The 13,665-nt window shown below is 67.8% G+C and carries 18 protein-coding genes; 13 read left to right on the top strand and 5 right to left on the bottom strand.

Translation table 11 applies throughout. The annotated features are described in order from the left end of the window. Positions 1-12: 12 nt before the first annotated feature. The 6 genes from GRB96_RS00725 to GRB96_RS00700 all read left to right on the top strand — a co-directional run bounded on the left by GRB96_RS00725 (position 13) and on the right by GRB96_RS00700 (position 3,200). Complete coding sequence (locus GRB96_RS00725; protein ID WP_161432950.1) at positions 13-447, top strand: hypothetical protein; 435 nt, start codon at positions 13-15, stop codon at positions 445-447. Positions 448-561: 114 nt separating this feature from the next. Continuing rightward, a complete protein-coding gene (locus GRB96_RS00720) occupies positions 562-1,374 on the top strand; it encodes a hypothetical protein (RefSeq protein WP_161429989.1) in 813 nt (270 codons plus the stop codon). A gap of 60 nt (positions 1,375-1,434) precedes the next feature. Continuing rightward, positions 1,435-1,842, top strand: a complete 408-nt coding sequence (locus tag GRB96_RS00715; RefSeq protein ID WP_161429988.1) for an acyl-CoA thioesterase — start codon at positions 1,435-1,437, stop codon at positions 1,840-1,842. After that, positions 1,839-2,309: a Cys-tRNA(Pro) deacylase gene (gene ybaK / locus GRB96_RS00710; RefSeq protein WP_161429987.1), complete on the top strand. Its 471-nt coding sequence runs from the start codon at positions 1,839-1,841 to the stop codon at positions 2,307-2,309. The genes GRB96_RS00715 and ybaK overlap by 4 nt, the downstream gene beginning before the upstream one ends. 71 nt (positions 2,310-2,380) lie before the next feature. Further along, positions 2,381-2,698, top strand: coding sequence for a hypothetical protein (locus tag GRB96_RS00705; RefSeq protein WP_161429986.1), 318 nt, complete (start codon positions 2,381-2,383; stop codon positions 2,696-2,698). Further along, on the top strand, positions 2,679-3,200 hold the full coding sequence (locus GRB96_RS00700; protein WP_161429985.1) for a DUF501 domain-containing protein: 522 nt from the start codon (positions 2,679-2,681) through the stop codon (positions 3,198-3,200). Before GRB96_RS00705 ends, GRB96_RS00700 begins: the two co-directional genes overlap by 20 nt. A 46-nt stretch (positions 3,201-3,246) precedes the next feature. Here GRB96_RS00700 and GRB96_RS00695 read toward each other — a convergent pair whose 3' ends face one another. Further along, the gene (locus GRB96_RS00695; protein ID WP_205743460.1) at positions 3,247-4,575 is read right to left on the bottom strand and encodes an RNA-guided endonuclease InsQ/TnpB family protein; all 1,329 of its coding nucleotides are present in this window, start codon (positions 4,573-4,575) and stop codon (positions 3,247-3,249) included. Positions 4,576-4,892: 317 nt separating this feature from the next. On the opposite strand from GRB96_RS00695, the gene GRB96_RS00690 reads away from it, so the two are divergent. After that, a complete protein-coding gene (locus GRB96_RS00690) occupies positions 4,893-5,441 on the top strand; it encodes an LOG family protein (protein WP_161429984.1) in 549 nt (182 codons plus the stop codon). 1 nt (position 5,442) lies between these two features. Here the strand turns inward: GRB96_RS00690 and GRB96_RS00685 are convergent, their stop codons facing one another. Next, positions 5,443-5,943: a hypothetical protein gene (locus GRB96_RS00685; protein WP_161429983.1), complete on the bottom strand. Its 501-nt coding sequence runs from the start codon at positions 5,941-5,943 to the stop codon at positions 5,443-5,445. A gap of 63 nt (positions 5,944-6,006) precedes the next feature. Continuing rightward, positions 6,007-6,522: a tetratricopeptide repeat protein gene (locus GRB96_RS00680; RefSeq protein ID WP_161429982.1), complete on the bottom strand. Its 516-nt coding sequence runs from the start codon at positions 6,520-6,522 to the stop codon at positions 6,007-6,009. A gap of 208 nt (positions 6,523-6,730) precedes the next feature. Between GRB96_RS00680 and GRB96_RS00675 the strand changes: the two genes are divergently transcribed. Both GRB96_RS00675 and yaaA read left to right on the top strand, forming a co-directional pair. Then, positions 6,731-7,762: an NADP(H)-dependent aldo-keto reductase gene (locus tag GRB96_RS00675; protein WP_161429981.1), complete on the top strand. Its 1,032-nt coding sequence runs from the start codon at positions 6,731-6,733 to the stop codon at positions 7,760-7,762. Between the two features lie 97 nt (positions 7,763-7,859). Continuing rightward, positions 7,860-8,639, top strand: a complete 780-nt coding sequence (yaaA, locus tag GRB96_RS00670; protein ID WP_161429980.1) for a peroxide stress protein YaaA — start codon at positions 7,860-7,862, stop codon at positions 8,637-8,639. Positions 8,640-8,762: 123 nt separating this feature from the next. Here yaaA and GRB96_RS00665 read toward each other — a convergent pair whose 3' ends face one another. Beyond that, positions 8,763-9,338 carry an isochorismatase family protein gene (locus tag GRB96_RS00665; RefSeq protein WP_161429979.1) on the bottom strand — a complete coding sequence of 192 codons (576 nt, stop codon included), beginning with the start codon at positions 9,336-9,338 and terminating at the stop codon, positions 8,763-8,765. A gap of 132 nt (positions 9,339-9,470) precedes the next feature. On the opposite strand from GRB96_RS00665, the gene GRB96_RS00660 reads away from it, so the two are divergent. The 4 genes from GRB96_RS00660 (at position 9,471) to GRB96_RS00645 (ending at position 13,134) form a co-directional block, all read left to right on the top strand. After that, the gene (locus tag GRB96_RS00660) at positions 9,471-10,313 is read left to right on the top strand and encodes a Tim44 domain-containing protein (protein WP_161429978.1); all 843 of its coding nucleotides are present in this window, start codon (positions 9,471-9,473) and stop codon (positions 10,311-10,313) included. A 137-nt stretch (positions 10,314-10,450) separates the two neighbouring features. Further along, on the top strand, positions 10,451-12,331 hold the full coding sequence (locus tag GRB96_RS00655) for a beta-ketoacyl synthase (RefSeq protein WP_161432949.1): 1,881 nt from the start codon (positions 10,451-10,453) through the stop codon (positions 12,329-12,331). A gap of 5 nt (positions 12,332-12,336) precedes the next feature. Beyond that, on the top strand, positions 12,337-12,816 hold the full coding sequence (coaD, locus tag GRB96_RS00650) for a pantetheine-phosphate adenylyltransferase (protein WP_161429977.1): 480 nt from the start codon (positions 12,337-12,339) through the stop codon (positions 12,814-12,816). A 69-nt stretch (positions 12,817-12,885) separates the two neighbouring features. Beyond that, complete coding sequence (locus tag GRB96_RS00645; RefSeq protein ID WP_089679530.1) at positions 12,886-13,134, top strand: YfhL family 4Fe-4S dicluster ferredoxin; 249 nt, start codon at positions 12,886-12,888, stop codon at positions 13,132-13,134. A 114-nt stretch (positions 13,135-13,248) separates the two neighbouring features. Here the strand turns inward: GRB96_RS00645 and GRB96_RS00640 are convergent, their stop codons facing one another. Beyond that, positions 13,249-13,572 (bottom strand): hypothetical protein, encoded by a 324-nt coding sequence (locus tag GRB96_RS00640; RefSeq protein ID WP_240894105.1) that lies wholly within the window; start codon positions 13,570-13,572, stop codon positions 13,249-13,251. Between the last annotated feature and the right edge of the window lie 93 nt (positions 13,573-13,665).

Here is a 13,665-nt window from a genome sequence, read left to right as displayed (position 1 = left end):
ATGACCTCGACCATGCCCCAGGACGACTTCTATGCCAAGGTGCGCCGCGGCATGCCGCGACTGGTGGCGCAATGGCGTGAACTGGGCCAGGATGCCCCGCAACGCCTCGCCCTGCTGCTCGCCGAGACCGCCCGGGTGGTACGCATCGGCCAGCCGGAAGCCACCCCCGACGCCGCCACCCTGACGGCCTGGAGCGAGGCGAAGAGTGGCGACGAGATCCCGCTGTGGGCCGCGCGGACCGTCACCTTCCTGCTGGTGCAGATGCCCGCCCGGCCCCAGCCCCGTGACGGCGACGAGGCCTGCGCCTGGGCCTACTGCTGGCTGCGCAACCGCGACTTCGACTCCCTGGAGGCAGCGACATCGGCGCTGCCGGCCCACCTGCGCGAGCCGTTGGCAGACGCCCTGCCCGCCGCCTGGCGCGACCGCCAGGGACTGCGACTGATCTAGCGTCTCAAGCCACGCTTCCTGAGCCTGAAGCTCGCGGGCCTGGTGGCCAGGCACTCGACGAAGGTGCGACAAGCTCCATGACAACAACCGCCTCACAAGGATAAGGAAAACAAGATGGAAGTTCCCCTGAGCTGGCAACTGGCCAAGCTTGCGGTCTCGATCGGCATGGTGCTGGGCCTCGGTGCCATCGCCGTGCGTGTCAGTCCCCGCGTTGCCGGACTGCTGGCGGGTTATCCGCTGGGCACCGCCATCGCCCTGTTTTTCATCGGCCTGGAGCTATCGCCGGGCTTCGCCGCCGAGAGCGCCGTGCACACCCTGGCCGGCTTCACCGCCACCCTGGCGCTGGGCGGCGGCTACCTGCTGGCCGGGCGCCGTCCCGGGCTACCCGGCGTAGCGGCCGGCACCGCCGCCGGGCTCGCCGCCTTCCTGGCGGTAAGCCTGGTGCTGACCCGGGTGGAGTTCGACCGCTTCACCGGCACCCTCACCACCCTGGCCGCCATTGCCCTGTTCACCTGGCTCTACCGCCGCGTACCGGAGAGCGCGGCCCGCCCCGCCGGGCGCTTCTCCTGGGCTGCCCTGATGGTGCGCGCCCTGCTCGCCGCGGTGATCATCTTCGTGATCACCGGCCTGGCCCATGTGCTGCCGGCCGCCTGGGCCGGGGTGATGGCCGCCTTCCCGGTCACCATGTATCCCTTCCTGGTGATCCTCCACCTGACCCATGGCCCCGGCCCGGTGGCCACCGTGATCAAGCACTACCCCATGGGGCTCGGCGCGCTGCTCTGCTATGCGCTGTGCGTCTCCTTCGCCTACCCCACCCTGGGGCTGGCGCTGGGCACCCTGGCCGGCTTCGCCGTGGCCACCCTGTGGCTCGCCGCCTGGACCCGCCTCCAGGCCTGGCAGGGAGCAAGACGGGCCGCGAGGACTTGACCGAGCGCTTGCTCGGGGCAAAGCTGTTCGTTCTGGAGACACCACAACAAGGATTCCCCCATGTTTACCCGCACCATCGAGCCCGCCTTCTACGACACCGATGCCCTGGGCCACGTCAACAATACCCGGCTGCCGGCCTGGTTCGAGCTGGCCCGCAACGACCTCTTCCGGCTGTTCACTCCGGACCTGGACCCGCGCAAGTGGCGGCTGATCATGGCCCGCATGGAGGTCGACTATCGCGCCGAGCTTCAGTATGGCCAGGAGATCGAGATCCGCACCTACGTCTCGCGACTTGGCAACAGCTCCTTCACCGTCAGCCAGGAGGCGCGCCAGGGCGGCCAGCTCACCAACCTGGGGCACACCGTGATGGTGCACTTCGACCACGAGGCCAAGCAGGCCATCCCCATCGAGGGCGAGCTGCGCGAGGCCCTGGAGGCGCACTTCCACGAGGAGCCCGCCGAGGCATGACTCCCGCCGTCAAGCAGCTGGAGAAGGCCGGGGTCGACTTCGCCCTGGCCGAATACGAGCACGACCCGCGCAGCCCCGCCTACGGCGAGGAGGCCGCCCGGACACTGGGCCTGTCGCCGGACGAGGTATTCAAGACGCTGCTGGCCAGGCTCGACGACGGCCGCCTGGCAGTGGCCATCGTGCCGGTATCACGCAAGCTCGATCTCAAGGCCCTGGCGCGCGTCGCCGGCGCCCGCAAGGCGCAGATGGCCGAGGCCGAGGAGGCCCAGCGAGCCACCGGCTATGTGGTGGGCGGCATCAGCCCGCTGGGCCAGAAGCGCCGCCTGGCCACCTTCCTGGATGCCAGCGCCGAGGCCCTGGCGGCGATCCACGTCAGCGGCGGACGCCGCGGCCTCGAGATCCGCCTGGCCCCGTCCGACCTGCTCCGGCTGACCGGCGCACGCCTGGCGACGCTGGTCCGCGACTGAGCCGACCGCTCGCTGCCGCTGTCCCACGAGAGACCGGGCAAGCCCGGGCCATGCACCCACAGGAGCCCGCCATGGCCATCCGCTACACCCTCTGGCTGGACCCGGAGGACACCCAGCGCCACCGCGCCATGGAGGCACAGCTGCTGCGCTACTTCATCGAGCGCTTCGCCGACTATCCCCATATCCGCTTGTTCGGCGCCGACCCCTACGATTATGATGCGCCGTTCAATCGACTCCATGACGTGCTGATGGCGCGGGCCGCGGAATACTGCGAGCGGGAGTGGTGCTACGTGCCCACCCCTGAGCAGCTCAATCGCGCCTTCTTCCTGGCCGTTGGCGAGTCCAACAAGTTTCTACGGGACCCCGACGATGGTGATCCAGACCGATAACCCACCAGACCCCAGCCAGCTGGCGATCATCACCGAGCAGCTCGGCCGCGCCCCCCGCGGCATCGAGGCCGTGGCCGCCACCGATGGCGAGGGCACTCCCCTGGTGCTGCGCATGGCGCCGATCGTCGATGGCAAGCCCTTCCCGACCCTCTACTGGCTGAGCTCCGAGCTCCTCAAGGTGGTGATCTCGCGCATCGAGGCCGACGGCGCCATCAAGCGACTCGAGGCCCGCCTGCAGGAAGAGCCCGAGCTGCTCGCCGCCTACCACGCCAGCCACCGCGACTATGTCGCCGCACGCTGGGGGCACATGAGCGAGACACAAAAGGCTGAGGTAATCCGGCTCGGCTATGATGGCGTGCTCACGGAGCGCGGTATCGGCGGCATTGCCAACTGGGACCAGGTGCGCTGCCTTCACACCCAGTACGCCCACCACCTGTGCGGCGACAACGTCATCGGCCGCTGGATGGACGCCGAGTATGGCGTGGCCGACTGCCTGCCCTGATGTACCCAGCGCACTCCCTACCCTCTACCCCCTGACCATAAGACGCTCAACAAGGAGCCCTCGATGTACGTCGATACCCATTTGACGTCCTCCCCTCCCTCAGCTTCTTAGGAAACTGCCGCCTACGGCGGAATGGAAGGGGATTCCTACGGCGCTCAGGCGCGGCATTGAGCCGCCCCTGAGTCGCTTCGCGGGTTCCTGCTGCTGGTGGCCTTACAGCACCACTCACTTCACAGGCTAACCGGGCATGCCCTGCCCTTAACACATTGATAGCGCCGACGAGGTCGGCATTGGCCTTATAGCCACATTCGACGCAGGCGAAGCGGGCCTGGCTGCGCCGATTCTCCGCCGCCACATGTCCGCACTCGGGGCAGGTGCGGCTGGTGTTGTGCGGTGGCACGACGACCAAATGCGCCCCCCGCCAGGCCAACTTGTAGTCGAGCTGGCGCCGGAACTCGTACCAGCCTTGGTCGAGGATCGAACGGTTGAGGCCGGACTTCTGACGAATGTGGCGGCCGGGCTGCTCGACACTGCCTCTGGCCGAGAGCGACATGTTGCCTACCTGCAGGTCTTCCAGCACCACGAGCGCGTGGTTTTGGCTGATCGTGGCAGAAGCCTTGTGCAGGAAGTCGCGTCGGGCATTGGCGATGCGCGCCTGAATCTTCTGGACGCGGGCCTTGGCTTTCTTCCAGTTGTTGCTGAACTTGGTCTTGCGACTCATGGCCTGCTGCGCCTTGCGCAGCGCCGCCTGGTGCTTTCTGAAGCTGTTGAGCGGCGCCAGATGGCTGCCATCGGAGAGCGTGGCGAATCGTGCCACGCCCATGTCGATGCCCACGGCGCCGCCGCTAGGCGATGGAACCGACACGTCCCGCTCTGTCTGGATCGAGACGAACCAGCGGCCCGCCGACTGGCTGACGGTGACGTTCTTGACCGCCCCCAGCACCTCACGGCTCTTGCGAAAGCGTAGCCAACCCAGCTTGGGCAGATAGAGGCGACGGTTGCCCTGATCGAGCCTGATCTGCTTGGGATCAGGGTAGCGAAAGCTGTCGCGGAGCCCCTTCTTCTTGAAGCGCGGGAAATCGGCCCGCTTGGCGAAGAAGTTGGCATAGGCGCGCTCCAGATCCTTCAGCGACTGCTGGAGGGGGTGGATCGGGCCATCCTTAAGCCACGGTGTGTCATCGCTGTTACGCCAGCCGGTAAGTTCTTTGCACAGGGCCGCATACCCCAGCTTCTTCTCACCCGCCGCATACCGTTCTTGCTGTAGCGCCAGCCCTCGATTGAACACAAACCGTGCCATGCCGGCGAACTGGCGCATCTTGCGCACCTGCTCCCCGTTGGGCATCAGTTCGTATTTGAAAGCTTGGAGGCGTTGCATAGCACATACTACTGCTCATATAGCCAGTACTATAGAGCGCCTTCGCCGCCCGCGCCATCCTTCCCCGCATTAGAAGTACGGGGCATGCCGCGCGTCTTAGTCATTGCCAGCCTCGCCCTGATCATCAGCATGCTTGGCATCTCCGTGGTCGGCGTCAAGCTGCTGCGCGAGGCCATCAAGCGCGACGCCGACGCCGCCCGCTGAAACAGGGCCACGCGGTAACGAGGGGCGCCTGATGGCGCCCCTCGTCGTTGTGGTTCAGGTTGCGGCGATACGCCAGGCGCGCCAGGATGACCGTTCTTGCCAAGGAGATGAGCATGTCGAGATTCTGCGTCTTTCTGGGCTCACGGGAGGGCCGTGACCCGCAGTACCTGGCCGACGCCCGACGACTGGGCGAGGCGCTGGCGCACCGTGGACACACCCTGGTCTATGGGGGCGCTCGCATCGGGATGATGGGCGCCCTGGCCGATGCCGCCCTGGAGGCCGGCGGAGAGGTCATCGGGGTGATGCCCGACCACCTGGTGGAGCGTGAGCAGGCCCACCGCGGCCTGACCCGGCTGATTCATGTGCGCAACATGCACGAGCGCAAGGCCAGCATGGCGGCCCATGCCGACGCCTTCATCATGTTGCCCGGGGGGATCGGCACCCTGGAGGAGTTCTTCGAAGCCTGGACCTGGCACTATCTCGGGCTCCACGACAAGCCCATCGGCGTGCTGGACAGCGAGGGCTTCTACGCGCCGCTGCTGGCCTTCCTCGACAACACCGTGGAACAGGGCTTTCTCAACGCCCGCACCCGCGCCGAGCTGTTCGACGCCAGCGCCCCCCTCGACCTGCTGGACATGCTGGAAGCTCGCCTGGCGCGCTGAGTCAGGCCTCGCCGGCCAGTTCGCGAGTACGCTGGTAGGTGAGCTGCAGCAGCCGGGCATCCTCGCCGGCGCGATGCCGGTGGATGCCCAGCTCCTCGATCAGCGCCTCCTTGGTAGGCTTCCATAGCGCCAGCTGCCCCTCGCCGAGCAGCTTGCGCAGCGCCTCCAGGCGGAAGGCCGGCAGCATGCCGGCATGATGGAAGAGCAGCGACAACCAGGTGTTGTCGTAGCCCCAGCTGTCGCTGTAGCAGATCTTCAGCTCGCCGAGCTCGTCATTGAGCCACTGCGCCACCTGGCGCACCGGATACCCCTCGCGCTGCAGGCGTGCACGGCTGATGCCGTGAAGCAGTTCGGCCTTGGGATCCCAGTGGGTCCACTCGGCCAGGGGCTGGATCAGGAAGGCGCAGCTGCTGCCATCGGGGCGAGCCAGCCCCACCTCGATGGGGTAGCTGCCGCGCCCGAATCCGGACGCCTCGATATCGAGCAGGGTCGGTAGCGTCACGGCGGGCAGGGTCCTCGAGGCAGCCACGAAAGGAAGAGTGCCGCCGCAGCGGCACCTCGCAGGCTAGTGTCGCGTCTCGTCTTCCACGCTGTCCAGCGCCTCGCCGAATCCAGCGGCGCGGTCGGCCAGGCACTGCCAGTGGGCGGCACGTTCGGCATCCACCGCCAGACCCAGCTGGCCCTCACGATAGGCGCGCGCCAGGCGCTGGGCAGCCAGCGGATGGCCCGCCTCGCCGGCGCGGGCGTACCAGGTCACGGCGTGGTCGTCACGGCGCGGATAGAGGGCGCAGCCATTCTCGTAGATCTGCCCGGCCTGGTACTGGGCACGAGAGTCGCCAGCGTGGGCCGCCTCGAGCACATAGCGTGCACCGCGGGCCTTGTCCTGGGGTGACAGGCCGCGGTGGAACAGCATGTGCCCATAGGTGGAGAGCGCCGCCGGATGGCCGGCGTCGGCACAGCGCTGAAAGAGATGCATGGTCAGGCGCTGGGTACGCGGCGAACGAGGCAACCAGCGGGTATGGAAGAGCTGCTCCGCCAGGCGGTACTCGAGCCGTGTGAACAGTGATGATGCCTGTGTCATGGCCTTCCACCGAATCCTGTATCGCGAGAAAAAGACACCCGGCACCACCCTGTGCGCGGCGTCTGACATCTGGCCCACCCCGGTCCACGGGGCATAACGGGCGGCCAGCATACGCCCGCCCCCGCAGGGACTCAACCCCGGGCATTGCCGCCCCGTCAGTGCCTGGCTACCATGCCGACTCCATTTCCCGAACCGTGAGGACGCCAGGATGCAGACGCGACCGCTGGGCGATACCGGCATCGAGGTCAGCCGCCTCTGTCTGGGCACCATGACCTTTGGCGAACAGAACAGCGAGGCCGAGGCCCACGAGCAGCTCGAGCGCGCGGTTGCCTTCGGTATCAACTTCATCGACACCGCCGAGATGTACCCGGTGCCACCCAGAGCGGAGACCCAGGGCCGCACCGAGAGCTATATCGGCAGCTGGCTCAAGCGCCGTGGCAGCCGCGACGACGTGATCATCGCCACCAAGGCGGCCGGCCCCGGCCTCGAGCATATCCGCGGCGGCCCGCGGTTGACTCGCGCACACCTCCATCAGGCCATCGACGAGAGCCTTGAGCGCCTGCAGACCGACTACGTCGACCTCTACCAGCTGCACTGGCCAGAGCGGAAGGCCAACTTCTTCGGCAAGCTCGGTTACGTGCATGACCAGGAGGAGGACGCCACTCCGCTGGAGGAGACCCTGGCCGCACTCAAGGAGCTGGTGGACGCCGGCAAGGTGCGCGCCATCGGGCTGTCCAACGACACCCCCTGGGGCGTGATGCGTGCCCTTCACCTGGCCGAGTCCCAGGGCCTGCCCCGGGTCGCCTCGGTGCAGAATCCCTACAACCTGCTCAACCGCAGCTTCGAGGTGGGCCTGGCCGAGATCGCCCATCGCGAGCGGGTGGGGCTGCTCGCCTACTCGCCGCTGGCCTTCGGCATGCTCTCCGGCAAGTACCTCAACGGCGCCCGCCCGGAAGGAGCCCGGCTGACGCTGTTCGAGCGCTTCCAGCGATACACCAACCCCCAGGCCCAGGCCGCCACCGCCGAGTATGTGAGGATCGCCCAGGAGGCCGGCCTCGACCCCGCACAGATGGCGCTGGCCTTCGTCAACTCGCGCCCCTTCCTGACCAGCAATATCATCGGCGCCACCAGCATGGCGCAGCTGGAAAGCAACCTGGCAAGCGAGTCCCTGCGCCTCGACGGCGAGGTACTCGAGGCCATCGAGGAGGTGCATCGCCGCCACTCCAACCCCGCCCCCTGAGGCCAACGCTCCGCCTGGCGACTATCACCGCGATAGCCCCTCGGGCGGGGCGCCCTTGGTATACTCGTCGCGACCCCACCGGATTCAGGAGCGCCCCATGCTGAGCGTGATCTCGCCCGCCAAGACGCTGGACTTCGAGACCCCGGCCACCACGGCCCTGCACACCCAGCCGGACTTCCTCGACCAGAGCCGCGAGCTGATCGAGATCCTGCGCGACTATTCGCCCCAGCAACTTGGCGAACTGATGGGCATCAGCGACAAGCTGGCCGCCCTCAACGCCGCCCGCTACGGCGAGTGGCACACCCCCTTCACCCCGCAGAACGCCAAGCCCGCCGCCCAGGCCTTCCAGGGTGACGTCTACGTGGGTCTCGAGGCCGACACCTTTGACGACGGCGACAACGCCTTCGCCCGGGAGCACCTGCGCATCCTCTCCGGCCTCTACGGCCTGCTGCGCCCGCTGGACCTGATCCAGCCCTACCGCCTGGAGATGGGCACCCGGCTCGAGAACCCGGCGGGCAAGGACCTCTACGCCTTCTGGAAGGCGACCCTCACCGCCGAACTCGATCGCGCCGTCGCGGCCAGCGGCAGCCCGGTGCTGGTCAACCTCGCCTCCAACGAGTACTTCAAGGCGGTCGATACCAAGAAGCTCGAGGCGAGGGTGGTCACCCCGGTGTTCAAGGACGAGAAGAACGGCAAGCTCAAGATCATCAGCTTCTACGCCAAGAAGGCCCGCGGCCTGATGGCGGCATGGATGATCCGCCAACGCCTGGACGACCCGGAGGGCCTGAAGGAGTTCGACGTGGCCGGCTACGCCTACAACGCCGCCATGAGCGAGGGCGACACCCTGGTCTTCACCCGCCCCGAGGGTGCCGCCTGAGCCGGCAGGGGAGCCCCGATCGTCGTTGTTTCCCGCCATCGCCGATAAATCGGGCTCCCACGCTACCGGTGGGAGCGCAGATCCTGCGCGAATGGAGGCCGAAAGCCTTCCAAGGCATTGCGGCTATGCAAACACCAGCGGCCGTGAGGCGCGAGCCTTGAGGAAACGGCGGTGGGCCTGCTTGAAGCGCTCGTCGTCGCAGCGGTGCAGCCACTCGTAGGCCACCATGTCGGCGCTCACCGCCACCGCGCCTGCCTGCACCATGCGCTCCCGGGCCAGGCGCGCCTCCGCCGCGCGGCGGCTGGCGCAGGCCTCGGTGAGCCAGTAGACCTCGTAGCCCGCCGCCAGCAGGCCGAGCCCGGTCTGCATCACGCAGATATGCGCCTCGCTGCCGCACAGCACCACCTGGCGCCGGCCGCTTTCCGCAAGGGTGGCGGCGAACTCCGGGTTGGCGCAGGCGTCGAAGGTCAACTTCTGCCACAGCCGGTGCCCTGGCAGCGCCTCGAGCAGCCGCGGCTCGCTGCCGCCCAGCCCCTCGGGGTACTGCTCGGTGACCCACACCGGTACCTCGATGGACTCGGCCAGGCCGCCCAGCCAGGCCGCCTCGTTCACCGCCTGGTCGCCGTGCTCGATGACCGGCAGCAGCCCTGCCTGCAGATCGACGACCAGCAGCAGGCTCTCTTCTCGTTTCAGGCGCATGGCTCTCACTCCCTGTTGTTGTCGGCACTACTGTTGTCGGCACTACGCTGTCGATTTTAGTGGAGGCCACCAGCATAGCCGCTAGAATGGCCTGACTCGACTCTTCCTCCCCCTGACCGAAGACGACACCCCATGACCACACGATTCGCTCATACCTCGCTCTTCCGCCACCTGCTGATCATGCTGGTGGCAGGCTTATTCACTCTGGGCCCGGCCCTGCAGGACGCGGAGGCGCGTCGCCTGGGCGGCGGCAAGAGCTTCGGCACCCAGTCGCGCAGCGTGCAGCAGCAGCCGGCCGCGACCCAGAACCAGGCCACCGGCACCCGCGCCACCCAGGGCCGCGCGGGATCGCGCATGCCCGGCATGCTGGGCGGGATGCTGGCCGGCGGGTTGCTCGCCGCACTGTTCTTCGGTGGCGCCTTCGATGAACTGCGGCTGATGGATATCCTGGTGGTGGCCGGCATCGCCTTCCTGCTCTTCCGGCTGCTGGCACGCCGGCGGCCGGCCGTGGCGGGTGGCCCCGCGCCGAGCGCCGAGGAAACCCGCGGCGGCGCCACCGCCCAGCCCTTCCAGGCCAGCGGCGCCCCGCTCGGCCGCGCCTTCGCCGGTGAGCCTGAGTGGTTCGACCGCGAGCGCTTCCTGGGCGGTGCCAAGGAGCACTTCATGACCCTGCAGCGCGCCTGGGACAACAACGACTTCGCCGGCATTCAGGAGTACGTCACTCCGGAGCTCTACAATCTGCTGCGCGAGGAGCGCGCCCGCCAGCCGGCCAACAACCGCACCGAGGTGGTGCGCCTGTTCGCCGAGCTGGGGATGGTCCAGGAGGTGGGGCAGCAGGCCGAGGCCACGGTGATCTTCCACGGCATCCTCGACGAGAACGGTGAGCACAGCGAGTTCAACGAGACCTGGCACCTGATGCGCGAGCTGCGCGATGGCGCCCCCTGGTACGTGCAGGGCATCGAACAGAACGGCTGACACCCGGCCGCCCAACCCGGGCGGCCGCATGACGCCGCCGCTGGCCGGGTGCTATGATCCACGATCAATAACGAACTCGTAGACACCAACAGCACAACGAGGAATCCGGCTTGTCACACTTACCGGTGATCGTCGGCATGGGCGGCGTGAACCCTGCCGGCAGAACCTCGGGCCACCAGGCGTTTCGCCGTACCGTGCTCGACGCCCTGCCCGCGGAGGACCAGGCCCGCACCCTGCTCGGCCTGGCCGCCATGATGCGCCTGGCCAGCGGCCAGGAGGACGGCAGCTGGCAGGACGCCGAAGGGCACACCCTGGACCCCGGCGCCATTGTCGAGCAGACCCGCCAGCAGGTCCTCGACCATACCCTGATCCGCCGCATCGAGGACCCGCGCTTCAACGACGAAGGCCTGCCTGCCAATCGTCGAGCCAGCCTGGCGTTGGACGCGCCACTCACCTTCCGCATCCGGCGTCGCCAGCTGCCCCAGGACCTGCCGACCACCTGGCAGGTGCGCGAGCTCGACCGCAAGCTGCTCGAGGTGACCGTGCCCGCCGGGGAGATGGACGTGATGCTCCCCGAGCACCGCCCCGCCCAGGTGCGTGCCGCCGGCCAGCTGCCCAGCGGCTTCGAGCCCAGCCAGCTCTACCGCAGCGTACACCACCCGCGCGGGCTCTCCATGGCCATCTTCGCCGCCAGCGACTGCCTGGGCGACAGCGGCCTCGACTGGGACACCCTGCGCGACCGTCTCGATCCCGACGAGGTCGCCGTCTACGCCGGCAACTCCATCGGCCAGCTCGACGACGAGGGTTGGGGCGGCCTGCTCAAGAGCTTCGTCTCCGGCAAGCGTGCCACCTCCAAGCAGATGCCGCTGGGCTACGGGCAGATGCCCGCCGACTTCCTCAACGCCTATGTGCTGGGCAGCGTGGGGGGCACCGGCGCGGCCATGGGCGCCTGCGCCAGCTTCCTCTACAATCTGCGCCTGGGGGTCGACGACCTCCGCGCCGGTCGCCGCCGGGTGGTGATGGTGGGCACCGCCGATGCCCCGGTTACCGCGGAAATCATCGAAGGCTTCCGCACCATGGGGGCCCTGGCCGACGACGATAGCCTGCGCGCCCTGGATGCACTGGAGCTGTTGACCGACGCCGACTACCAGCGCGCCTGCCGCCCCTTCGCCCGCAACTGCGGCTTCACCATCGCCGAGTCCAGCCAGTTCGTGATGCTGATGGATGACGCCCTCGCTCTTGAGGTGGGCGCCGAAATCCTCGGCAGCGTGCCGGACGTCTTCGTCAATGCTGATGGGTGGAAACGCTCGATCTCCGCGCCGGGCATCGGCAACTACATCACCCTGGGCAAGGCCGCCTCACTGGTGCGAGAGATGCTCGGCGAACAGGCCCTGCGCGAGCGCACCTTCGTCCAAGCCCACGGCACCAGCACGCCCAAGAACCGGGTGACCGAATCCCATGTCTTCGACCTGGTGGCGCGGGCCTATGGCATCGAGGCATGGCCGGTGGTGGCGGTGAAGGCCTTCGTCGGTCACTCCCAGGGCAGCGCCGCCGGAGACCAGCTGACCAACGCCCTGGGCAGCTTCGCCCACGGCCTGCTGCCCGGCATCCCCACCCTGGACGCCGTGGCAGACGACGTTCATGCCGAGCGGCTGCGGCTCTCACGCGAGGCCATGCGCTTCTCCGCGGACGCCGCCTTCATCAACGCCAAGGGCTTCGGCGGCAACAACGCTACCGGCGTATTGCTCTCCCCGGCCGTGACCGAGCGCTTGTTGATGCAGCGACACGGCGAGGCCGCCGTTGCCGCCTGGCAGGTACGCCGCGAGGCGACCCGCGAGGCCGCTATCGCCTACCGACGACAGGCCGACCAGGGGCGCTTCGCACCGCGCTACCGCTTCGGCGAGGGCGTGCTGGAGGGGCCGGAGCTCACGCTCAGCGACACCGAGATCCAGATCCCCGGCTATGCCCGCCCGGTCTCCCTGGCAGTGGACAACCCCTTCGGACGACTCGAGGAGTGACGGCGATGAAAACCGCGGTATACCCCGGCACCTTCGACCCCATCACCAACGGCCACTTCGACCTGATCGAGCGCGCCTCTCGACTCTTCGACAAGGTGGTGGTGGCCATCGCCACGAGCCCCGGCAAGGGCCCGGCGCTGGATATCGATACGCGGATCGCCCTGGCACGGGAGGTCACCGCCGGACTCGACAACATCGAGGTGGTCGGCTTCTCGGGGCTGATGACCGAATTCATGCAGCAGCAAGGCGCGCGCGTGCTGCTGCGGGGCCTGCGTGCGGTCTCCGACTTCGAGTACGAGCTGCAGCTTGCCAACATGAATCGCGCTCAGATGCCGGAACTCGAGACCGTATTCCTGACCCCGGCAGTGGAGAACTCCTATATCTCCTCCACCCTGGTGCGCGAGATCGCCAAGTTGGGCGGCGACGTATCGCAACATGTCCACCCCAGGGTCGCCGCGGCGCTGAAGAGCCTTTACAATACCTGACTACAAGGCTCGGGATTGCACCGAGCTGATCCCGACGACCGCGGCCAGCGACTTCCGTGAGGTACCCCCATGGCCCTGATGATCACCGACGAGTGCATCAACTGCGATGTCTGCGAACCCGAGTGCCCCAACGGCGCCATCTCGCCAGGCGAGGAGATCTACGTCATCGATCCGGAGCTGTGCACCGAGTGCGTCGGCCACTACGACGAACCGCAGTGCCAGCAGGTGTGCCCGGTAGACTGCATTCCCCTCGACCCCGAGCGCGAGGAGAGCCGTGAGGAACTGATGGCCAAGTATGAGCGCATCACCGCCGCCTGACGGTCTCCCGCGCAGACACACGATCACCGATACAACGACGCCCCGCTCCTGAGAGCGGGGCGTCGGCGCTTCTATATATCGCTGCGACGGTGACAACACCTTGAGCCTGGCGGCTTAGAGCTCGTCGGCGCGCCTGCTTACCGTGCAGCCCAGGCAGCGGCGGAAGGCCGCCTCGGCCGGGGTCTTGATCAGCGTCTCGGCGGCGGTATCCACGCCGCCACCCAGGGCGGTGAAGGGCAGCGTGACCAGGAACACCGCCGTGCCACCCACGGTGGCCGCCGCCAGCAGCGGCCGCGCGATCACCGCGTCGGCGATCATCGCCCCGCCACTCGGCTGGGCCTCCGCACGCTGCTCCTGGGCCACCGCCGGGGTGGTGCCCAGCAGCGTCACCAGCGCCAGCGCGAAGAAAATCAAGGTCCGCTTGCCCATCGCTTTCATTCCCCTGCTCCCTGCAGTCTCTGCTGCCGTTGTCGTCCTGCCAGTACCAGCCAACCGATCAATCGGGTATGGCACTAACCATTGTTAGCTTCT

Source organism: Halomonas alimentaria (assembly GCF_009902005.1).
Lineage (GTDB): Bacteria > Pseudomonadota > Gammaproteobacteria > Pseudomonadales > Halomonadaceae > Halomonas > Halomonas alimentaria.
This window is presented reverse-complemented; position numbering and strand designations above follow the sequence as displayed.

Bases quoted from the DNA above. Each gene is read 5' to 3' on its own strand.
- GRB96_RS00725 (WP_161432950.1), top strand. From the start codon at position 13: ATGCCCCAGGACGACTTCTATGCCAAGGTGCGCCGCGGCATGCCGCGA.
- GRB96_RS00720 (WP_161429989.1), top strand. From the start codon at position 562: ATGGAAGTTCCCCTGAGCTGGCAACTGGCCAAGCTTGCGGTCTCGATC.
- GRB96_RS00715 (WP_161429988.1), top strand. From the start codon at position 1,435: ATGTTTACCCGCACCATCGAGCCCGCCTTCTACGACACCGATGCCCTG.
- ybaK (WP_161429987.1), top strand. From the start codon at position 1,839: ATGACTCCCGCCGTCAAGCAGCTGGAGAAGGCCGGGGTCGACTTCGCC.
- GRB96_RS00705 (WP_161429986.1), top strand. From the start codon at position 2,381: ATGGCCATCCGCTACACCCTCTGGCTGGACCCGGAGGACACCCAGCGC.
- GRB96_RS00700 (WP_161429985.1), top strand. From the start codon at position 2,679: ATGGTGATCCAGACCGATAACCCACCAGACCCCAGCCAGCTGGCGATC.
- GRB96_RS00695 (WP_205743460.1), bottom strand. From the start codon at position 4,575: ATGCAACGCCTCCAAGCTTTCAAATACGAACTGATGCCCAACGGGGAG.
- GRB96_RS00690 (WP_161429984.1), top strand. From the start codon at position 4,893: ATGTCGAGATTCTGCGTCTTTCTGGGCTCACGGGAGGGCCGTGACCCG.
- GRB96_RS00680 (WP_161429982.1), bottom strand. From the start codon at position 6,522: ATGACACAGGCATCATCACTGTTCACACGGCTCGAGTACCGCCTGGCG.
- GRB96_RS00675 (WP_161429981.1), top strand. From the start codon at position 6,731: ATGCAGACGCGACCGCTGGGCGATACCGGCATCGAGGTCAGCCGCCTC.
- yaaA (WP_161429980.1), top strand. From the start codon at position 7,860: ATGCTGAGCGTGATCTCGCCCGCCAAGACGCTGGACTTCGAGACCCCG.
- GRB96_RS00665 (WP_161429979.1), bottom strand. From the start codon at position 9,338: ATGCGCCTGAAACGAGAAGAGAGCCTGCTGCTGGTCGTCGATCTGCAG.
- GRB96_RS00660 (WP_161429978.1), top strand. From the start codon at position 9,471: ATGACCACACGATTCGCTCATACCTCGCTCTTCCGCCACCTGCTGATC.
- GRB96_RS00655 (WP_161432949.1), top strand. From the start codon at position 10,451: ATGGGCGGCGTGAACCCTGCCGGCAGAACCTCGGGCCACCAGGCGTTT.
- coaD (WP_161429977.1), top strand. From the start codon at position 12,337: ATGAAAACCGCGGTATACCCCGGCACCTTCGACCCCATCACCAACGGC.
- GRB96_RS00645 (WP_089679530.1), top strand. From the start codon at position 12,886: ATGGCCCTGATGATCACCGACGAGTGCATCAACTGCGATGTCTGCGAA.
- GRB96_RS00640 (WP_240894105.1), bottom strand. From the start codon at position 13,572: ATGAAAGCGATGGGCAAGCGGACCTTGATTTTCTTCGCGCTGGCGCTG.